This window comes from Marinobacter shunpengi, from assembly GCF_045449715.1.
Lineage (GTDB): Bacteria > Pseudomonadota > Gammaproteobacteria > Pseudomonadales > Oleiphilaceae > Marinobacter.
Map to the genome: position 1 here is coordinate 206,597 of NZ_JBJJLA010000018.1, position 19,240 is coordinate 225,836.

General features: G+C 61.4%; 18 protein-coding genes. 6 read left to right on the plus strand and 12 right to left on the minus strand.

The window, feature by feature from the left end:
• Positions 1 to 118: 118 nt before the first annotated feature.
• The 5 genes from ACJO3T_RS13395 to ACJO3T_RS13415 all read right to left on the minus strand — a co-directional run bounded on the left by ACJO3T_RS13395 (position 119) and on the right by ACJO3T_RS13415 (position 4,407).
• Positions 119 to 2,035, minus strand: coding sequence for a flagellar hook protein FlgE (locus ACJO3T_RS13395; RefSeq protein WP_406978755.1), 1,917 nt, complete (start codon positions 2,033 to 2,035; stop codon positions 119 to 121).
• 12 nt (positions 2,036 to 2,047) lie between these two features.
• The gene (locus tag ACJO3T_RS13400) at positions 2,048 to 2,728 is read right to left on the minus strand and encodes a flagellar hook assembly protein FlgD (RefSeq protein WP_406978757.1); all 681 of its coding nucleotides are present in this window, start codon (positions 2,726 to 2,728) and stop codon (positions 2,048 to 2,050) included.
• Positions 2,729 to 2,760: 32 nt separating this feature from the next.
• Positions 2,761 to 3,210 (minus strand): flagellar basal body rod protein FlgC, encoded by a 450-nt coding sequence (gene flgC, locus ACJO3T_RS13405; protein WP_406978758.1) that lies wholly within the window; start codon positions 3,208 to 3,210, stop codon positions 2,761 to 2,763.
• A gap of 29 nt (positions 3,211 to 3,239) precedes the next feature.
• The gene (gene flgB, locus ACJO3T_RS13410; protein WP_406978759.1) at positions 3,240 to 3,638 is read right to left on the minus strand and encodes a flagellar basal body rod protein FlgB; all 399 of its coding nucleotides are present in this window, start codon (positions 3,636 to 3,638) and stop codon (positions 3,240 to 3,242) included.
• 214 nt (positions 3,639 to 3,852) lie between these two features.
• Complete coding sequence (locus ACJO3T_RS13415) at positions 3,853 to 4,407, minus strand: nitroreductase family protein (RefSeq protein WP_406978783.1); 555 nt, start codon at positions 4,405 to 4,407, stop codon at positions 3,853 to 3,855.
• Positions 4,408 to 4,623: 216 nt separating this feature from the next.
• On the opposite strand from ACJO3T_RS13415, the gene ACJO3T_RS13420 reads away from it, so the two are divergent.
• Positions 4,624 to 6,054, plus strand: coding sequence for an adenylate/guanylate cyclase domain-containing protein (locus ACJO3T_RS13420; RefSeq protein WP_406978761.1), 1,431 nt, complete (start codon positions 4,624 to 4,626; stop codon positions 6,052 to 6,054).
• Between the two features lie 36 nt (positions 6,055 to 6,090).
• On the opposite strand, the gene queF is transcribed toward ACJO3T_RS13420, so the two are convergent.
• The 5 genes from queF to ACJO3T_RS13445 all read right to left on the minus strand — a co-directional run bounded on the left by queF (position 6,091) and on the right by ACJO3T_RS13445 (position 10,615).
• Positions 6,091 to 6,909 (minus strand): NADPH-dependent 7-cyano-7-deazaguanine reductase QueF, encoded by an 819-nt coding sequence (queF, locus tag ACJO3T_RS13425; RefSeq protein ID WP_406978762.1) that lies wholly within the window; start codon positions 6,907 to 6,909, stop codon positions 6,091 to 6,093.
• Positions 6,910 to 6,918: 9 nt separating this feature from the next.
• Entirely contained in the window at positions 6,919 to 7,692 is a 774-nt protein-coding gene (locus ACJO3T_RS13430) for an ABC transporter permease (protein ID WP_406978764.1), read from the minus strand.
• A complete protein-coding gene (locus tag ACJO3T_RS13435; RefSeq protein ID WP_406978765.1) occupies positions 7,689 to 8,657 on the minus strand; it encodes an ABC transporter ATP-binding protein in 969 nt (322 codons plus the stop codon). The genes ACJO3T_RS13430 and ACJO3T_RS13435 overlap by 4 nt, the downstream gene beginning before the upstream one ends.
• A gap of 136 nt (positions 8,658 to 8,793) precedes the next feature.
• Positions 8,794 to 10,140, minus strand: a complete 1,347-nt coding sequence (locus ACJO3T_RS13440; protein ID WP_406978767.1) for an HD-GYP domain-containing protein — start codon at positions 10,138 to 10,140, stop codon at positions 8,794 to 8,796.
• A 202-nt stretch (positions 10,141 to 10,342) separates the two neighbouring features.
• Positions 10,343 to 10,615, minus strand: a complete 273-nt coding sequence (locus ACJO3T_RS13445; protein ID WP_406978784.1) for a PilZ domain-containing protein — start codon at positions 10,613 to 10,615, stop codon at positions 10,343 to 10,345.
• Between the two features lie 196 nt (positions 10,616 to 10,811).
• Here ACJO3T_RS13445 and ACJO3T_RS13450 point away from each other — a divergent pair, with 196 nt between their 5' ends.
• Both ACJO3T_RS13450 and ACJO3T_RS13455 read left to right on the plus strand, forming a co-directional pair.
• Entirely contained in the window at positions 10,812 to 11,828 is a 1,017-nt protein-coding gene (locus ACJO3T_RS13450; protein WP_406978768.1) for a Fe(3+) ABC transporter substrate-binding protein, read from the plus strand.
• Positions 11,829 to 11,947: 119 nt separating this feature from the next.
• Entirely contained in the window at positions 11,948 to 13,642 is a 1,695-nt protein-coding gene (locus tag ACJO3T_RS13455) for an ABC transporter permease (protein ID WP_406978769.1), read from the plus strand.
• A 3-nt stretch (positions 13,643 to 13,645) separates the two neighbouring features.
• Here ACJO3T_RS13455 and ACJO3T_RS13460 read toward each other — a convergent pair whose 3' ends face one another.
• Both ACJO3T_RS13460 and ACJO3T_RS13465 read right to left on the minus strand, forming a co-directional pair.
• Positions 13,646 to 14,113, minus strand: coding sequence for a thioesterase domain-containing protein (locus ACJO3T_RS13460; protein WP_406962907.1), 468 nt, complete (start codon positions 14,111 to 14,113; stop codon positions 13,646 to 13,648).
• 99 nt (positions 14,114 to 14,212) lie between these two features.
• Entirely contained in the window at positions 14,213 to 15,880 is a 1,668-nt protein-coding gene (locus ACJO3T_RS13465) for an AMP-binding protein (protein ID WP_406978770.1), read from the minus strand.
• Between the two features lie 339 nt (positions 15,881 to 16,219).
• On the opposite strand from ACJO3T_RS13465, the gene ACJO3T_RS13470 reads away from it, so the two are divergent.
• From ACJO3T_RS13470 to ACJO3T_RS13480, 3 genes are all read left to right on the plus strand, one after another.
• A complete protein-coding gene (locus tag ACJO3T_RS13470) occupies positions 16,220 to 17,203 on the plus strand; it encodes an ABC transporter substrate-binding protein (protein WP_406978771.1) in 984 nt (327 codons plus the stop codon).
• A 64-nt stretch (positions 17,204 to 17,267) separates the two neighbouring features.
• Positions 17,268 to 18,176: an ABC transporter permease gene (locus ACJO3T_RS13475; protein WP_406978772.1), complete on the plus strand. Its 909-nt coding sequence runs from the start codon at positions 17,268 to 17,270 to the stop codon at positions 18,174 to 18,176.
• A gap of 21 nt (positions 18,177 to 18,197) precedes the next feature.
• Positions 18,198 to 18,992, plus strand: coding sequence for an ABC transporter ATP-binding protein (locus tag ACJO3T_RS13480; protein ID WP_406978773.1), 795 nt, complete (start codon positions 18,198 to 18,200; stop codon positions 18,990 to 18,992).
• The last annotated feature ends 248 nt before the right edge of the window (positions 18,993 to 19,240 follow it).

The window sequence follows — 19,240 nt, forward strand, 5'->3', positions numbered from 1 at the left end:
GGTTCCTGCAGGAGTCATGCCAGAAGGTCGGACCGGCTGTACTTCAGATAGGCATTCTGGTTGTGGGGGCTGGAGCCGGGGCCCCACTCCACAACTTCCAGACTATCCCAACCCAGCGTCAACGCAGGTTGATGATCGTCTGAGTCACCGCATCCGAGGTCTCAATGGTCTTGGCGTTCGCCTGGTAGTTCCGCTGGGCGATGATCAGGTTGACCAGCTCCTGGGACAGGTCCACGTTGGACTCTTCCACCGAACTGGCGGAAATCCCCCCCAGCGTGCCGGTACCCGGCTGGCCGAAGATCGGCTGGCCGGACTCGAAGGTTTCCACCCAGTTGGTATCACCCACCGGAGACAAACCGTCGGTGTTGGCAAAGCTTGCCAGCGCCACCTGCCCCAGGTTCTGGGACTGACCGTTGGAATAGCGGGCGAAGACCACCCCCTCGTCGGACACGTCCAGACCGGAAAGCCTGCCGGTGGTGTAGCCATTCTGCTGCTGGTCAATCACCCCGAAGGACGAGCCGAACTGCGTGGTCTCGTTCATGTCCACCATGAAGTTGGACGACACGGGCGGCTCGGCAATGGGCAACTCTCCGCCGCTGGCAATCGGCAACGGGCCGTCTGCCCCGTTTGGCTGCCCGGAATCATCCTTGGGCGTCCAGTTGGAAATGAGTATCTGTCCATTCGGATCACCATCAACCGAAGCCAGGCTGCCATCGGTATTGAACTCCAGCTCGTACCGGGCCCGGGTAGGTTCGCCGGTAGTAAAGGGCGGGTCCCCCACATCCTCATCATCAATCTGTACGTACATGGCCCACACACTGTCACCCCCGCTGACCGGCTCCTTCACGAAGTACTGGGTCATGGTGTGGGGGTTACCCAGGCTGTCATAGATCGTCGAAGAGGTAGCGTGGTTGTAGGTGCGCTGATCCTCCGGGTCGAAGGTGTTGGTACGGGTGATATCCGGTGAGTCCGACCCCAGGATCGGTGACGTGCCCCCGGCATCGGTGGTGGCGACAATGCCCTGCTCCAGGGAGATGTTGGTGATCTCCTCCACGCCGGTATCGCTGTAGCCACCGCCCACCGGGTTGCCGGAACCATCCACTTCCGTTACCGTCACCTCGTTGCCGCGACTGTCGATCAGCCGCATGCCGGAGGTGCCCTGGGCCGTGGCGTTCAGGGTATTCAGGGGCGAATCGTTGATCGCATCCTGGAGCCAGTCCCGGGCCTCCTCGGAATTGGTGATGCCGCCGCCCGCACCGGGAACGGAAAAGGTCTCTCCCATTACCTCATAGTTGGTGCCGGGCTGGATCACGCCGTCGACGATATCAAGCCGTGTGCGGGAAGACGAACTCACACCGCTCAGTTCATTCAGCCGCTCGGCAATGGTCTGGGCACGATCACCGGCCTGGAAGTCCACATCAATGGTGCGACCGTCCGGGTAAGTGAACGTCAGGGTCTCATCCGCCGCCAGGCCAGCGGGAGGATTATTGGGGTCCGACCAGGGGGTTGGGTACGTTTGCCGGATCACCTCCAGCACCGACTCCCGGGAATCCAGGTTCAACTCGGAATCAAACCGCGTAGTACGGCGGGGCTCCAGGTTACCGGCGTCGATCTGCAGGTCGCCCCGCACGCCGCTCAGATTCCCCTCGTCATCCGCCTGGTAGCCCTGTACCCGCATGGACTGGTTGTTAACCACGAACCCGTCTTTGTCGATGCTGAACTGGCCAGCGCGGGAATACTCCACCTGCCCCTGATTGCTCAGGATAAAGAAGCCGTCACCGTCGATGGCCATGTCCAGGCCGTTCTGGGTGCCGCTGATGCTGCCCTGCCCAAAGCTCTGCTTGATATCCTGCACCTTCACACCACCGCCGACTGCCATGTTGCCGGAGCTGAGAAAGCCGCTGGAATACAGGTCGCCAAACTGGGCCTGGCTGCCCTTGAAGCCCACAGTGCTGGCGTTGGCAATGTTATTGCCGGTCACATCCAGATCAACCTGTGAGGCACGCAGCCCGCTGAGTCCGATATTAAATGCCATGGTTTACCTCACTCAGTTGATATGCTGTACGTCTGACAGCGGGATCGATCCCATGCCTGCCAGATTCAGGGTAATATTGCCGCCCTGGCCCAGGGACACGCTGTCCACATTGGCGCTCATCAGGGTCTGCAACTGCTCGGTACCGCTGGGGTAGCTGCCCTGGGCGGTAATGTAATAGCGTCCAGGCGGCATGGTATTGCCGTTGCCGTCTTCACCATCCCAACTGAACTTCTGCTGGCCGGCAGAGGCCTCACCCAGGTCCAGTTGCCGCACCATTTCGCCCTGCTCGTTCTCGACGGTAATGCGCAGGCCGCCGGTGCTGGCTGGTACGTTCACGATGCCTTCCATCTTCCCACTCTCATCCAGGGTGCCGAAATTGGCGGGTGCCATCACGCTCTTGCCCACCATGGCGGATGCCTGCAGGGCCTGGGTAGAACGGAATTCTCCCACCACGCTGTCGACGGTGGAGCTGAGGTTCTGCATCTCCTCCAGCGAACTGAACTGGGCCAGATCGGCGATGAACTCGCCATTGCCCTTTGGCTCCAGCGGGTTCTGGTTCTTCAACTGGGCGATCATCAGTTCCATGAACTCATTCTTACCGAGTTCCTCACTGCCGCTGGCACTGCTTTCCTGCTTTGCCCGATACTCCGCCAGTACGTCGGTGGTCGCGTTGGTGGTATTCACTATGCTCATTGGTCAAATCCCCGAACAAGAATGACTGGCGATTACTGCTGCCCCAGGGTCAGCACCCTCTGCATCATCGATTTGGCGGCATTCATCACGTCCACGTTCATCTGGAAGCTGCGGGAAGACGACATCATGTCCGCCATCTCCTCTACCACGTTGACGTTGGGATAGAAGACATAGCCTTCCTCATTCGCCGCCGGGTGGTGGGGTTCATAGCGCATCTGCAATTCCTTCTCACTTTCCACAATGCCCTGTACGTTGACACCGGCACCGGCCTCCTCGCCGAACGGGAAATGGCCGCTGGCCCGGTCCGGGTTGAGCATCTGCTGCTGCATGGCGGCAAACACCGGCTTACGGGCCCGGTAGGTCTGGTCGATGCTGGAACTGGCGGTCTCCGCATTGGCAATGTTGGATGCGGTGGTGTTCAGCCGCAGTTGCTGTGCGGTCATGCCGGAGCCGGCGATATCAAAAATGTTTCCCAGGGACATGGTTGTTCTCCTCTACACCTTGTGCCGGCTTACTGGCTCGTAATGGCTTTCTTCAGACCTGAAAACTTGCTGTCCAGGAACTGGAAACTGGCCTGGAAGTCCATGGCATTACGCATGTACCGGGTCTGCTCCTGCTGTGCATCCACGGTATTGCCATCAATGGACGGCTGGTGGGGCATGCGGTAGAGCAACTCGGCGGACATGCCGGAACCGGACACATCCATATGGGAATCGTGGGTGCGGGTCATCGACACCCCCTGACTGGCCTCGGTGGCCTGATTCAGCATGGCCTGGAAATCCACATCCCGGGCCTTGAAACCCGGGGTATCGGCGTTCGCCAGATTGTTCGCCAGCACTTCCGCGCGACGGCTGCGGGCGGTCAGCGCCTGCTCATGGATACCCAATGCCTTGTCGAAGGTGATTGCCATAATGCCTCCAGTAACTGCATCACCCTGCCGCTTTTGCCGGTCAGGGATCGTTTGCAATGACTGTAGCAATCAGGATGCCAGAGTCCGAAAAAACTGTTATTTCTTTATTTTTCAACAGGATGTGAATTACGGAAGGGACAGCAACAAACACGGCGGAATGAGGGGCGGCAAGCCTTTTCCCTTGGCTTGCCGTCATCAGTACAGGCGGCCCGCTTCAGCCTGGCCAGTCTGAAACGAAGTCAGAGAGCTCCGGTCGGGGAACCGTGGGCTTCCCGCCATCCACGGTGCCCGTGTAGATAAAGCCGACGATGGACTCGCCGTCCTTCAGGCCGAGCCCATCCCGCACCACGGGGCTCTCCGCCACCGCCCCGGTCCGCCACATGGCACCGTATCCTTCCGCCTGCAGGGCCAGCACCAGGTAGGCGGCCCCGGCGGCGCAGGAATATGCCTGCTCATGGGCGGGAACCTTCGGATGACTCACCGGCGAGGCAATGGCCACCAATACCATTGGCGCCCTCAGCGGCGACTGGCGCAGTTTCTGCCGCTGGGCATCGCTGGCGTCTTCCGGGGCGCTGCTTTCGAACAGCCGACCGAGCTGCTTCAGGGCCTCCCCTTCCACCACCAGATAGCGCCAGGGGCGCAGGAGGGCGTGGTCCGGCGCCCGGGCTGCACAGGCCAGGGCCAGGTCCAGCACGTCCCGGGGGGGCGCGGGCGCCTTGAGCCTGGGCTCGGAACTGCGATCAAGGATGGCCCGGGTAATGGTGTTCATGGTCAAGTGACATCTCCCCGTTCAGGTGTGGAGCCTGTGTGCCCTGCGTTGTCCGTCATGGTCTTTACTGTTAATCTCAAGCGTTGGATTCCATGGTTTCCTTCCAGGAAACCCGACCGCCGGAACGGCAGAATAACAAGGGAGTGAATGAGACGCACTCCCAATGTGGCGGCACACCGGATTCCCGATCCTATCAGTTTTCCACAGGGATGGAGCATGTCAGGCTACGTCAGCACCCCGGATTCCACTCGTAAATCCGCCCCGGAAAAGCCCTTCGAGGATACCCCTAGGGCCATCCCGCCGCTGCCGGATTTCAACGGACGGGTGCTGGGATCCGCCGCATTCTGCGGCATCATCGTGGCCGGCGTGGTGGACGGCATCTTCCATCAGAACATGCTCTGGCTGCTGGCCGGAGGACTGCTGTGGCCCCACACTGTCCTGCTGCTGAGCCGCTATATCGGCGCCGGACGGGAACCGCGCATCCGCCAGTACCTGGTGCTGGTGGAGTGCATTATATCCGGCGCCGTGATCGGTCTGACCGGCCTGACTGTCGTGCCCTCCCTGGCCATGGGGCTGATGCTGATGTTCACCTGCCTGATCGTCGGCGGCCTCTACCTCTGGTTCTATGGGTCACTGTTGCTGTGCGCGGCCGCTGGCCTGGTGGTGGGCCTGATGGGGGTTACGGACGATTTCAGCACGCCGCTGCTCACCAGCCTGGTGTCGCTGCTGGGCACCGGTACCTTTATCTGCGTGACCGCCTACTACACCCACCAGCAGGCCCGCATCCTTCTTGCCGCCAAGGCCCAGATCCAGAAGCAGCGGGAGCAGTCCATCGCCCTCTCCGACAAGCTCTCCAAGTACCTGTCGCCCCAGGTCTGGCAGTCCATCTTTACCGGTGAAAGGGATGTGCGGCTGGAAACCCGGCGCAAGAAGCTGAGCGTGTTCTTCTCCGACATCAAGGGCTTCACCGACCTGTCCGAGGAAATGGAACCGGAGGCCCTCACCGAGCTACTGAACAACTACTTCAACGAAATGTCGGAAGTGGCCCTGAAATACGGCGGCACCATCGACAAATTCGTGGGCGATTCCATCATGATCTTCTTCGGCGACCCGTCCTCCCGGGGGCAGAAGGAGGACGCCCTGGCCTGCGTGTCCATGGCCGTGGACATGCGCAACCACATGAAGATCATGCGTCAGCGCTGGCGCAGCCAGGGCATCCGCACACCCCTGGAAATCCGCATGGGGATCAGCTCCGGCTTTGTCACGGTAGGCAACTTCGGCGCCGAAAACCGTATGGACTACACCATTATCGGCAAGGAAGTAAACCTGGCCAGCCGCCTGGAACAACTGGCGGAGCCAGGGCAGATCCTGGTGTCCTATGAGACCTTTTCGCTGATCAAGGAACGGATCATGTGCCGGGACAAGGGGGAGATTACGGTGAAGGGATTCGGGCGCCCGGTGGCCATCTACGAGGTGATCGACTTCCGCCGTGACCTGGGGCCGAACCGGAGCTTTGTGGAGCATGAACACGCCGGCTTCGCCATGTACCTGGATTCCGGCAAGATCTGCGAACGGGACCGCAAGTCCATCCTCAGCGCACTGGAAGAAGCGGCGGACCGGCTGCGGGAAGAGGAAACCGACCAGTAGGTCGCACACCTCCCCTTCCCCCAGCCACCTGCGTGACTACTGCCGTACCAGCCTCAGCCGGGGCGCCTCCCCCGGACCGGTGCTGCGCCAGGGATTGATATCCAGCCCGCCACGGCGGGTGTAACGGGCGCTGACCGTCAGGTGTTCGGGGCGGCAGGCTTCCATCAGATCGGTGAATACCGTCTCCACGCAATGTTCGTGGAAGTCCTGCTTCTGGCGAAACCCCACCACATAGCGCAGCAACGCGGAACGGTCGATGGCCGGCCCGGTGTACTCAATGTGCAGCGTGCCCCAGTCCGGCTGGCCGGTCACCGGGCAGTTGCTCTTGAGCAGGTGTGAACACAGGCTCTCGGTTACCGTGTCGCCATCCGCCCTGAGCACGTCCGGGCAATAGTCGTAGGCCACCGAGTCCACCGGCTCGTCGTCGATCAGGATGGCGCCGTCCGGACGCCCCGCCGCCGCCATGCCCCGGTCGATACTGAACAGGGTCACCGTCACCTGTGCCCCACAAGCGCTGGACAGGTCCCCCTGGATAGTGTCCCGTACCTGGTCGTGGGAGGAAAACACCTCCTGGTTCAGGGAGTTCAGGTACAGCTTCAGGGACTTGGATTCGATCAGGCTGGGGGATGCCGCCGGCAACCGGAACTCTCCCCAGGCCACCTCCGGCACGCCGGACGGGCGCAACCAGGACAACTCCCAGGCCTGCCACAGATCCTCGCCAAACCAGGGCCAGCGACCGTCCTCCAGGTCGATCCGGCGCCGGTTGTCGTCCCGTGGCACCGGAAACAGCAGTTCCGGCGCGTAGTGTTCAGGGTAGTCGCTGGTCTTGCCCAGCGGAGCATGGTCAAGTGCCATGGCCGTTCCTCAGTGACGAATGCCCTTGCCCCGCTGCAACATGCGCAGGGACACCATGGACAGGATAACGATAAACGCCAGGATCATGCCCAGCGACAGGAAGGGATTCACATCGGACACGCCGAGGATGCCATACCGGAAGCCATTCACCATATACAGGATCGGGTTGATCATGGACACCCCCTGCCAGAACCCCGGCAGCAGGTCGATGGAATAGAACACCCCGCCCAGGTAGGTCAGCGGTGTCAGCACGAAGGTCGGCACGATGGAGATATCATCAAACTTCGTGGCCATCATGGCATTGATGAACCCACCCAGGGAAAACAGCGCCGAGGTCAGGATCACCGTCAGCACCATCATTGGCAGGTGATGGACCTGCAGCCGGGTAAAGCCCAGGGACAGCAGCGTCACAATCAGCCCCACCCCCAGGCCGCGGGCCATGCCACCGGCCACGTAACCGGCCAGGATCACCCAGTTGGGGGTGGGCGACACCAGCAGTTCCTCGATGCTGTGCTGGAACTTCATGCTGAAGAAAGACGAAACCACATTGCCATAGGAACTGGTGATCACCGCCATCATGATCAGCCCCGGCACAATGAAGGCCATATAGTCGAGGCCTCCCATGGTGCCGATCCGCGAACCGATCAGGTTGCCGAAGATCACGAAGTACAGGGTCATGGTGACCGCCGGCGGCAGCAGGGTCTGGGGCCATATCCGGGTAAAACGGCGGATCTCCCGGGTAACAATGGTCATGAAGGCGGTGAGGATGGCGGCCGGATTCATTTGGTCACCTCCACCTGACGGGCGTTTTCTTCCACCATATGCAGGAACAGCTCCTCCAGGCGGTTGGATTTGGTCCTCATGCTCAGCACCCGGATACCCAGTCGGTCAAGCTGGGCAAAGACACCATTGAGGCCCTGGCTCTTGGCCACTTCCACCTCCAGTGCGCCCTCACCGTCCAGGCGGGTGGTGAACCCATCCAGTTCCGGCGCCTGGGTCAGCGCCTGCTCAGTGTCCAGCACGAAGGTCTCCACATGAAGCTGGGCCAGCAGATCCTTCTTGCTGGTGTGCCGGAGAATCTCGCCATGGTCGATAATGGCGATATTGCGGCACAGGGCTTCCGCCTCTTCCAGGTAGTGGGTGGTGAGGATAATGGTGGTGCCGTTGCGATTCATTTCCTCGAGGAAGGTCCACATGGAGCGGCGCAACTCGATATCCACACCGGCGGTGGGCTCGTCCAGGATCAGCAGGCGCGGCTCATGCACCAGCGCCCGGGCAATCATCAAACGGCGTTTCATGCCGCCTGAGAGCTGGCGCGCCGGCGCATCGCGCTTGTCCCAGAGCCCCAGTTTCCTCAGGTAATGCTCCGCCGATACCCGCGCCTTGCGCAGCGGAATGCCATAGTACCCGGCCTGGGTGGTGACAATATCGAACACTTTCTCGAACTGGTTGAAGTTGAACTCCTGGGGCACCACGCCAAGATTGAGCTTGGCCGCCGCCAGGTCGGTATCGATATCGTGGCCGAACACCCTGACAGTGCCGGAAGACTTGTTCACCAGCGAACAGACAATACCCAGGGTGGTGGACTTGCCCGCGCCGTTCGGCCCCAACAGGGCAAAAAAGTCCCCTTCACGCACGTGCAGGTCGATGCCCTTGAGGGCCTCGAAACCACTACCATAGCGTTTCCTGAGCCCTTCGATTTCCAGGGCCAGCACGGGAGCGTCGGACGGGGACGGTTGGCTGGTCATAGCGGCTTCCAGACAGGGAATGTCGATTGCGAAAGCGCTATATGTTGAGCCGCCCTATGAGAATTTCAAGGGCGTGGCTGCCTGAACGGCAGACATATGACCGGCAATAACAACCAGGGAAGGATGCGGGTGCCGCTCAGGCACCTATCAGCCGACGCAGATTCCAACGGGATTCGGCACCGGTCACATCGTACCGTGACGGATCCAGGCCATCAGTGTCATTGGGCAGACAACCCTCCACCCGGAGGGAGTCGCTGACCAGCCGGCCTTCATTGCAGGTCGCCAGGTTAACCATCCGGGCGGCCTTGAGGGGCTGCTGGTCGATGTCGGTCATCAGCATGACCTTGGGCATCAACCGGCGCTTGGGTGAATGGGACACCACCACCCCACGCTGGCCATTGGTAAGCTGTACCAGGGTGCCGATGGGATAGATACCCACCGACTGAATGAACTGTTCCACCAGGTCTTCCTGGAACTCCACGTTACGCAGTTCGAAAAGCTGGCTGACCGCCTGGGCCGGAGACAGGGGCTGGTAGCCTTCCCGGGGCGCGATCAGCGACTCGTAGTAATCCACCAGACCGGCGATCTTGGCCAGCAACGGAATACGGTCGCCACGGACCCCGGCGGGAAAACCGGAACCGTTGTGCCGCTCCCGGTGTCCCCGGACCACGGCAATCACCCCCCGGGACACACCCGCCTCTTCCAGCCGGCGTACACCCCTGTCCACGTAGGTACGAAATTCCTCAAACTGCCCGGCATCAAGCTGGTATTCGTTGAATACCACCTCCCGGGGCAGCTCCGCCTTGCCCACATGGGCCAGCAGGCATCCGGTGGCCAGGGTATTCAGTAGCGACTCATCCAGACCAAGATGTCGCCCCAGCACCAGGGCCCAGACCGCGGTCTTCAGGGAGTGCTGGTAGGTGTAGTCGTCCTGCTGGCGAACCCGGGCCAGCCACAACAACGCGTCCGGGTTACGGATCACGCTGGACGTCATGCGGCGGGCAACTCTGGCCACCGGCCGCAGGTCGGGAACCATGTCATTTCGCAGGCTGCCCGCCACCTTGCGGATGGCATCCTCGGCGGAACGCAGCAGCGGGCCACTGGCCCGGAGCTCTCGCTTCAGCGAGCGTTTGGCCTGGTGCCGTACGGGCTTTTTCACCTGGATCGGTGGCAGCTTGATCAGATCCTGGGGCTTGATCTTGCGGCTGGCACGGCGGGCAAAGCTGGGGGCGCCGGCCTGGTCGTATTCCAGACTGTCGCGGCCCTCGGCCACGTCGATCATTACCCAGCGGCAATGGGAGATCAGGGCACGGATATCATCCTGCGACCGGATATGAAAACCCTGAATGGGAAAGGGAGTGCGATGCCACGGCTTATCAAGGTCAGACACGAACATGCCAACCTCCAGGTCCTGTGTGTAGACCTTTTTCTGGGATACTCCCACCTTCCACCTCTGTCCTGGACGATCTCTGACAACTTCCATTGTCGCCACCTCCCTGTCTTTAATCCATTACAAATGGATATTGAAGAGTAACCAATTGCCACACACTGTTACGTATATTGTCGTTCCGCAACATAACGTAATACTGTGACACAATTCACAAAATGCCAAGCAACCTGTCAGGTTTGCAGAAAAATGTGAAGAAAGGGGTAGAAAGGATACCTAATCGGCCATTAGCGGCGGATCAATCTCCGGCGAACTGAAGACCAAACCCGTCATTGCTCTTGCGTACGACGACCATGGTGAGCTCCGGGGCGGGAACCGGAAGCCCCTGGACCTGGACCGTCACCACATCCCCAATCTCAGGCGCGAAGCCGCTGTCCTCAACCACTACAAAAATACCACCATCGGAGATATCACGGGTGGAGAACACCCCTTCCCCCAGAGAGTCGTGGGACACTTTCACTTTGGCGTTCAGGGCTGTTCTGATGTGTTCGCGTCGGTCGCTCTGCTTCATCGTGGTCATGGTCGCTGCTTGATTCCAGTCAGTAAGTAGGCCTTACAGTCGGCAAGCTAACCGGAAAAGCTTCCGAAGGACAGAGCCCTGTCGCTGAAAACTTGAAGTGGAGCGCTTCTTTTTACAGTCGTTGACAGTCTTGTGTTTGCAAACGAGAATGCATGTGTTTCTCAACTTAATATTCAGGAATAACATGATGAAAAAGAAACTTTCCGCGCTCGCTGCGGCCTCCACCCTGATATTCGCCCCCCTGCCCGCCGCCGCCAGTGGCGAGGTCAACATCTACTCCTACCGCCAGGAGTTCCTGCTGAAGCCGCTGCTGGATGCCTTTACCGAGGAAACCGGTATCGAGACCAACGTGGTGTTCGCCAAGAAGGGCCTGGCGGAACGCCTGGAAAGGGAGGGCCGTAACAGCCCGGCGGACGTGGTGATGACGGTGGACATTTCCCGCATCTCCGAACTGGTGGAGCGGGACCTGACCGCGCCGGTGGACAATGACACCCTGGAGCAGAACATTCCGGAGAACCTGCGCCACCCGGAAGGCAAATGGTTTGCCCTGACCACCCGGGGCCGGATGATCTTCACCTCCCTGGACCGGGTGGAAGAAGGTGAGATCACCACCTACGAAGAACTGGCGGAGCCGGAATGGGAAGGCCGTATCTGCACCCGCAGCGGCAAGCACCCCTACAATATTGCGCTGTTCTCCTCGATGATCGCCCACCATGGCGAGGAACAGGCCGAGGAGTGGCTGCAGGGCCTGAAGAACAACCTGGCCCGCAAACCCCAGGGGGGCGACCGTGACCAGATCCGCGCCGTCACCGAGGGTGTCTGCGACGTGGCCGTGGGCAACAGCTACTACTACGGCGTAATGCTGCAGGATGAGGAGCAACGCCCGATTGCCGAGCAGGTTCGCATCGTGTTCCCCAACGCGGAAGACCGCGGCACCCACGTCAACATCAGTGGTATTGCATTGACCCAAAGCGCCCCCAACCGTGACAACGCCATCAAGCTGATGGAGTTCCTGTCCGGCGACGAGGCTCAGCAGATCTACGCCGAGGCCAATTCCGAGTTCCCGGCCAACCCAGAGGTACCGGCCACCGGTATCGTTGCGGAATGGGGCGAGCTGAACGCCGACACCCTGTCCCTGCAAACCATTGCCGAGAACGCCGACAAGGCCGTGCGCATGGTGGACCGGGTCGACTATGACAACTGATCGCCTTGCCTGAAACCGGTTCCGGAGCCCTGCAATGGGGCTCCGGAATGACAGGATGAATTGAAGCGGGATCGGCTGATGGCTACACTTCCGTCCTTTTCCAACTGAACAGGATTGCCATGAACCAGGCGGACGCTGTCGAGCACCCGGTCACCCCATCACCGCTGACACCCCGCCGTACCTCCAGCCGATGGCTGATTTCCGCCATCGTGATCACCGCCATCGTGGCCCTGCCGGTATTCTCCGTGGCCTGGCTGGCGCTGTTTCCGGACGAGAACATCTGGCCCCACCTGATCAGCACCACCCTGCCCCGCTATATCAGCACCACCCTGGTCCTGATGGCCGGCGTGTCTGCCCTCACCCTGTTTATCGGCCTGGCCACCGCCTGGGCGGTCACCATGTGCGAGTTTCCCGGGCGCCGGGTGTTCGAGTGGGCCTTGCTGCTACCCTTTGCGGTGCCGGCCTATGTCATTGCCTACGTCTATACCGATCTCCTCCAGTATGCCGGGCCGCTCCAGGGCGCCCTGCGGGACTGGTTCGGCTGGCAGAGCGCCCGGGACTACTGGTTTCCAGAGATTCGCAGCCTGTGGGGTGCCACCCTGATGCTGGGCCTGGTGCTCTACCCCTATGTATACCTGTTGGCCCGGGCTGCCTTCCTGGAGCAGTCGCCGTCGCTGTTCTCGGTCAGCCGCAGCCTCGGTCATTCGGCGATCAGCACCTTTTTCCGGGTGGTTCTGCCCATCGCGCGCCCCGCCATCGCCGTGGGGCTCTCACTGGTGTTGATGGAAACCCTCAATGACTTCGGCACGGTGGATTTCTTCGCAGTGCAGACCCTAACCGCCGGCCTGTTCGATACCTGGATGAACCTGGGCAATCTGGGTGGGGCAGCGCAGATTGCCATGATCATGCTCACCTTCGTGGTGATCCTGGTGACCCTGGAACGCTACTCCCGCCGCCGTCAGAAACAGTACGCCGCCCGCGACAACCGCGCCCCGATCCACCGCTTCGTCCTGAACCGCCCGCGCCAGTGGGTCTGTGTGATTACCTGCGCCACCCCCATCCTGCTGGGGTTTGCCATACCGGCCCTTGTACTGGCTCGCTACGCGGTGATCTATTTCGACCAGAGCTGGACCACGGACTTCCTGGAGAACGCCTTCAACAGCCTGTTCCTGTCCACGGCAGCCGCCATCGCCACCCTGGTGATCGGTCTCATACTGGCCTACAGCCGAAGGCTCCATGACACCCGCCCCATGCAGGTGTTGATGCGTCTGTCCAGCCTGGGTTATGCCATGCCCGGAGCGGTGCTGGCGGTGGGCGTCATCGTGCCCATGGCGGCCTTCGACAATCAGGTGGATGCGTGGATGCGGGAGTGGTTCGGTGTGAGTACCGGGCTGCTGCTCAGCGGCACGGCCTTCGCCCTGGTGTTCGCCTACACCGTGCGGTTCCTGGCGGTCTCCGCCGGCAGCCTCGAGAGCGGCCTGCAGAAGATCACCCCGAGCATGGACATGGCTGCCCGCTCACTGGGCAAGAGCACCACCGCCACCCTGCTACGGGTTCACCTGCCGATGTTGCGGGGCACCATGCTGACGGCGGCGCTGGTGGTTTTCGTGGATTGCATGAAGGAGCTGCCCGCCACGCTGATACTGCGGCCGTTCAACTTCGACACCCTGGCCACCCACGTCTACCAGTACGCCTCGGACGAACTGCTGGGCATCAGCGCTCTGCCCGCGCTGATCATCGTGCTGGCCGGTATCGTGCCTATTATCCTGATGAGCCGGTCCATCGGGTCGGCCCAGGCTTACAACCCGCAATAAGATTCAGGCTGCAATAACGACGAAACGCCCCTCGAAAAAGGCAGCGGCGGGTTGCTCCGGCTCCAGCGACGGCTCACCACTGTAGAGCCCGGATTTCAGCGTCACCCTGCCCCGGCCACGGCGACGCAGCATGGTCAGGAAGCGATCCCACTCCCCGGCCTCCGGCAACTGGCACAGGGCGAAGAAGTCACCATCCACCGGCTGGCCATAATCCATGCTGCCACTCTGGATAACCACGGTACCCTTCACACCCGCATCCTCCACCGCCAGTTCGATCAACCCCCAGGCCGCCAGCACTGCCACGGAATAGATGGAGCCGCCAAATCCGGTGCCCTGGTGGTTACTGTTGGGTGCCAGCGGGGCCCGGACCAGCAGTTGCCGTCCGTCGTAGTGTTCCAGCCCGGCATCCATGGCGCGGGTCAGGGGTATAACGTCGTGGATACGTTGCTGAAAGTCGTCCAGTCGGCTCATGAAAGGGTCCTGCACAAACAGAAAACCGGCCAGTAGAGGCCGGTGCCATAAGGTTTACCCAAACAGGCCGCCGACAATACCGGCGGCCTGCAACGGAGATTATTCCCAGATCACGGTCTTTTCCTGAGCATACCAGTCGTCCACCTTCTCGCGGTAGGCATCCTCCACCACGTTGCGCTTGAGCTTCATGGTGGGCGTCAGGAAGTTGTTCTCAATGGTCCAGGGCTCCCGCACCACCACCAGGAACCGCAGGTGCTCGTGGGGGTCCAGGGTCTGGTTGACGTCCTTCAGCAGTTCCACGAAGTCCTTTTCCAGTTCCTCCCGGAAGGCCGGATCGTCACGCTTCTCCTGGGCCGCCTCCGAGAGCATCACCAGGCAGAACGGCGATACCTGGTTCTCACCGGACACGCACACCGCCTCGATGTGGTCGTCGCTCATCAGCTTGTTCTCGATGGGCGCCGGGGCCACATACTTGCCCTTGCTGGTCTTGAAGATCTCTTTCAGGCGACCGGTGAGCTTCAGGCGTCCCAGTTCGTCGATCTCACCCACATCGCCGGTCTTCAGGAAGCCGTCCTCGGTAAAGGCCTCCTTCGTGCGCTCCGGGTCCTTGTAGTAGCCCATCATGGTGGCGGGGCTCTTCACCTGGACCTCGCCATGCTCGCCAATCCGGCACTCCACACCCGGCAGAGCCTCCCCTACGTAACCGGTCCGGGCACGACCCGGCTGGGTGGTATGGGAATAGGCGATGTTCTCCGACATGCCGTAACCTTCCAGCAGTTCGAGCCCCAGGTTGCGATACCACTCCAGGATATCGTGGGACAAGGGGGCGGAACCGGAGCCGGCGTAACGCACATGCTGAAGCCCAAGATTGGTGAGAATCTTCTTCTTGATCAAACGGTTTAGCAGGGGAATCTTCAGCAGTTTTTCAAGTTTTTCACGGGGCATCTTCTCGAACACGCCGTGCTGGAACTTGGTCCAGATACGCGGCACCGCAATGAACAGGGTCGGTTCGCACCGCTGCAGGTCCTCCACAAAGGAATCCAGGGTGTCGGCGAAGAACAGGTGGAACCCCTTGTTCATGGAGGTCAGCTCACCCACATAACGCTCAAACACATGCGCCAGCGGCAGGTAGGACAGGTAACGGTCCTCGTGGGTGACTTCCAGCCGGTCCGCGGCGCCGGTGGCCGCGTAAGACAGGTTGGCAAAGCTGAGCATTACCCCCTTCGGTCGGCCAGTACTGCCGGAGGTGTACACGATGGTCGCCAGTTCCTCCGGATCCCGCTCGGTGTTTTCGGTCATGGGCGGATGCTCCGCCACAATGTCGTCCCAGGTCTTGAAGCTGGTGGACGGGCTCAGGGGATAGGTAATGCATTCCACCGAGTCCGGCACGCCGGGTTTCATGCTTTCCCAGTCATCCAGCTTGCCCACGAACAGCACGGGGATCTCCGCGTGTTCGATGATGTAGCTGACGGTATCGGCGTTCAGGGTGGGATACAGGGGGACCGAAATATGCCCGGCCATCCAGATGGCCCAGTCGGACATGATCCAGTGGGCGCAGTTCTTGGACACGATGCCGATGCGGCTCTTCTCCGGCAGGTCCAGGGACTTCAGGTAGGTGGCCATACGACGAGCCTCCCCCACCGCCCGGCGCCAGGTGAAATCCACGGTCTTGCCGTTGCCCACGGGTTGGGTCATGTAGACCTTTTCGGCCCTGGCCGTTTCCCAGTGGTAAATCATATCCAGTGGTAGTTTTTGTTGTTTACTCATGCGTCTTCCCTAAGACCTCTGGCTGAGAGGCGCCCATGCCATCGAAGGACAGCGCCTGTTTGTTGTTATCGTTGAGATTTCCAGCAATTCCCGCCGGATGAACTGAAGACTATTGCAACATGGCCACAGCCGTCAAAGTGTGATCCATATAAAATTTATGTAGCCCCGTCATTCCGGAGTGGCGATTTGCGAACCATTATACGGGATAACCCGGTATACCCGGGCCCGCGCAAACTGGCCAACCATGTGATAAACTCCCGCCTCTTTTTCAGGGGCACCCTAAGGTCGCGCGGCGTTATGGGGCCTCATCACAATCCCACTATTCTGGAGAAACGGCTAATGGCCAAGATTTTTCTGCGAATTCTGGCAAGCGCCCTGCTGATGACCGGCTTCGGCCTGGCCCAGGCAGAGGACGGTAAAGAGGACGGCAAGACGGTTGCCATTACCCAGATTGTAGAGCATCCCGCGCTGGATGCGGTCCACGAAGGCGTCAAGGATGAACTGGCGGCACGGGGCTACGAAGAGGGTTCCAACCTCAGCCTGATGCACGAAAGTGCCCAGGGCAACACCGCCATCGCCGCCCAGATTGCCCGCAAGTTCGCCGGCGAGCAGCCGGACGTGATCGTGGCGATTGCCACACCGTCCGCCCAGACCATGGCCGCCGCCACCCGTAACCTGCCGGTGGTCTTCTCCGCCGTCACCGACCCGGTGGGCGCCAAACTGGTGAACAGCCTGGAAGCCCCGGGCGGCAACATCACCGGTGTCAGCGACATGCTGCCCATCGACCGGCACCTGGACATGGTGCAGCGGGTGGTACCGGATGCCAAACGCATCGGCACCGTCTACAACCCCGGCGAGGCCAACGCCGTTGCCCTGGTAGAACTGCTGGAAGAAAGACTGGAAGCCCGGGGCCTGACCCTGGAGAAGGCCGCCGCCACCAAGACCTCGGAAGTGCTGGGGGCCGCCCGTTCCCTGGCCGGCAAGGCGGACGCCATCTATCTGACCACCGACAACACCGTGATCAGTGCCGCCGAGGCCGTGGTGTCCGTGGGTGAACGCGCACAGATCCCGGTCTTCGCCGCCGACACCGCCACCGTCGAGCGCGGCGCCGTGGCCGCCATGGGCTTCGACTACTACGACCTTGGCCGCCAGACCGGCGCCATGGTGGCCCGTATCCTGGAAGGTGCAACCCCGGCGGACATTCCGGTTGAGACCGTGGACAAGCTGGACCTGTTCGTGAACCCGGGTGCCGCCGAGAAAATGGGAGTCACCCTGGATGACGACCTGATCTCCGAAGCCACCAAAGTTATCGGCAACGACTAAACTCCTTTGCGGGCCCGGCCGGTAGCGCCGGGTCCCCGCGCCAAGCCTCAGCGATAGCCTGCTCATGCTAAGTGAAATTGCCTTTTTTGGTGCCCTGGAGACCGGCCTGATCTATGGTCTGGTGGCCTTCGGTATCTACATCTCTTTCCGGGTGCTGGACTTTCCGGACCTGACCGTCGATGGCAGCTTCCCCCTGGGTGCCGCCGTTGCTGCCGTGCTGATCCTCGGTGGCTGGAACCCCTGGCTGGCCACCCTGATGGCCATTGTTGCCGGCATGGCCGCCGGGGCCGTCACCGCGCTGCTGAACGTCAAGCTGGGCATCCTCAACCTGCTGGCCTCGATCCTCACCATGATCGCGCTCTACTCCGTGAACCTGCGCATCATGGGCAGCCCCAACCTGGCGCTGCTGGGCGAGACCACCGTGGTTACCTGGTGGGAAAGCCTGTTCTCCCCACAGAACTACTACATGGCCCCGGTCGCCCTCTTCGCCGTGGTCGCCCTGGTGGTGCTGGTACTGCTGTGGCGTTTCATGAAGTCCGAGGTTGGCCTGTCCATGCGGGCCACCGGCGCCAACCCCCGCATGGCCCGGGCCCAGGGCATCGCCACCGGCGCCATGATCGTGCTGGGCGTAGCCCTGTCCAACGGACTGGTAGGCATGGCCGGCGCCCTGTTCGCCCAGAGCCAGGGCGCGGCGGATGTCACCATGGGCGTGGGCGTGATCGTCATCGGCCTGGCCTCGCTGATTGGTGGTGAGGCCCTGGTGACACCCCGCACCGTGGTACGGGCACTGATCGCCGCCGTGGTGGGCGCCATTGTCTACCGCCTGGCCATCGCCTTCGCCCTGAACGCGGATGTGCTTGGCTTGCAAGCCCAGGACCTGAACCTGATCACCGCCATCCTGGTCACCCTGGCCATTGTCCTGCCCGGCTTCCGCACGAAGCTGCAGGCCAGAATGACCCGCAATAAGGCCTAGAGCTGGAGAAAGGAGCGATACATGATCAGTGCAGACAACCTCAAGCTCACCTTCGGCCAGGGCACGCCCCTGGAAAACCCGGCCCTGCGGGGCATGAGCCTGACCGTGCACCAGGGCGAGTTCGTCACCGTGATCGGCAGCAACGGCGCGGGCAAGTCCACCTTCCTCAATGCCCTCGCCGGCGAGGTGATGGTGGATTCCGGCCGCATCGAAGTGGATGGCCAGGACGTCACCCGGCTGCCCACCCACAAGCGCGCCCACCGCGTGGCCCGGGTATTCCAGGACCCGCTGGCCGGCACCTGCGAGGGCCTGACCATCGAGGAGAACCTGGCCCTGGCCATCAAGCGGGGCCAGCGCCGGTGGCTGAGTGCCGCCGTCAAACGCAGCTACATGGACCGCTTCCGCACGGCCCTGGCCAAGCTCAACCTGGGCCTGGAGAACCGCCTGGGGGACAAGATGGGGCTGCTGTCCGGTGGCCAGCGCCAGGCCGTGAGCCTGCTGATGGCCAGCCTGACACCCTCCGCCATCCTGCTACTGGACGAGCACACCGCCGCCCTGGACCCGAAAACCGCCGCCTTCGTGCTGGAACTGACCCAGGAGATCATCGCCGAGCAGAAGCTCACGGCGCTGATGGTCACCCACAGCATGAAACAGGCGCTGGAAGTGGGCGACCGCACGGTGATGCTCCACCAGGGCCAGGTGGTGTTCGACATCGCCGGCGAGGAACGCCAGGGACTGGAAGTGAAAGACCTGTTGGACCTGTTCGAGAAACAGCGCGGCCTGGCGGTGGAAGACGACGCTTTATTGCTGAGCTGACCCTTCGCGGCGATAAAGTCACCAATGTGAACAGGGCCTGACCAGCATCAGCGCCCTGTTTCACACACCTGAAACCCGTATCGATTCTGGCCGGTTTTGTCCCAGGCCTTGTGGCTTCTGGCTTCCCGGCGTTGCAAGGTTTTCCTGATAATTTTTTTGCACCACTTACCCCCGTTTAATAGCTCCTCCTTTCTTCACACAACACTATATAGTGTCTATACTCGCACCTATCCCAACTAGATATAGTG

Coding starts and splice junctions, on each gene's coding strand:
- ACJO3T_RS13395 (WP_406978755.1), bottom strand. CDS start 2,035: ATGGCATTTAATATCGGACTCAGCGGGCTGCGTGCCTCACAGGTTGAT.
- ACJO3T_RS13400 (WP_406978757.1), bottom strand. CDS start 2,728: ATGAGCATAGTGAATACCACCAACGCGACCACCGACGTACTGGCGGAG.
- flgC (WP_406978758.1), bottom strand. CDS start 3,210: ATGTCCCTGGGAAACATTTTTGATATCGCCGGCTCCGGCATGACCGCA.
- flgB (WP_406978759.1), bottom strand. CDS start 3,638: ATGGCAATCACCTTCGACAAGGCATTGGGTATCCATGAGCAGGCGCTG.
- ACJO3T_RS13415 (WP_406978783.1), bottom strand. CDS start 4,407: ATGAACACCATTACCCGGGCCATCCTTGATCGCAGTTCCGAGCCCAGG.
- ACJO3T_RS13420 (WP_406978761.1), top strand. CDS start 4,624: ATGTCAGGCTACGTCAGCACCCCGGATTCCACTCGTAAATCCGCCCCG.
- queF (WP_406978762.1), bottom strand. CDS start 6,909: ATGGCACTTGACCATGCTCCGCTGGGCAAGACCAGCGACTACCCTGAA.
- ACJO3T_RS13430 (WP_406978764.1), bottom strand. CDS start 7,692: ATGAATCCGGCCGCCATCCTCACCGCCTTCATGACCATTGTTACCCGG.
- ACJO3T_RS13435 (WP_406978765.1), bottom strand. CDS start 8,657: ATGACCAGCCAACCGTCCCCGTCCGACGCTCCCGTGCTGGCCCTGGAA.
- ACJO3T_RS13440 (WP_406978767.1), bottom strand. CDS start 10,140: ATGGAAGTTGTCAGAGATCGTCCAGGACAGAGGTGGAAGGTGGGAGTA.
- ACJO3T_RS13445 (WP_406978784.1), bottom strand. CDS start 10,615: ATGAAGCAGAGCGACCGACGCGAACACATCAGAACAGCCCTGAACGCC.
- ACJO3T_RS13450 (WP_406978768.1), top strand. CDS start 10,812: ATGAAAAAGAAACTTTCCGCGCTCGCTGCGGCCTCCACCCTGATATTC.
- ACJO3T_RS13455 (WP_406978769.1), top strand. CDS start 11,948: ATGAACCAGGCGGACGCTGTCGAGCACCCGGTCACCCCATCACCGCTG.
- ACJO3T_RS13460 (WP_406962907.1), bottom strand. CDS start 14,113: ATGAGCCGACTGGACGACTTTCAGCAACGTATCCACGACGTTATACCC.
- ACJO3T_RS13465 (WP_406978770.1), bottom strand. CDS start 15,880: ATGAGTAAACAACAAAAACTACCACTGGATATGATTTACCACTGGGAA.
- ACJO3T_RS13470 (WP_406978771.1), top strand. CDS start 16,220: ATGGCCAAGATTTTTCTGCGAATTCTGGCAAGCGCCCTGCTGATGACC.
- ACJO3T_RS13475 (WP_406978772.1), top strand. CDS start 17,268: ATGCTAAGTGAAATTGCCTTTTTTGGTGCCCTGGAGACCGGCCTGATC.
- ACJO3T_RS13480 (WP_406978773.1), top strand. CDS start 18,198: ATGATCAGTGCAGACAACCTCAAGCTCACCTTCGGCCAGGGCACGCCC.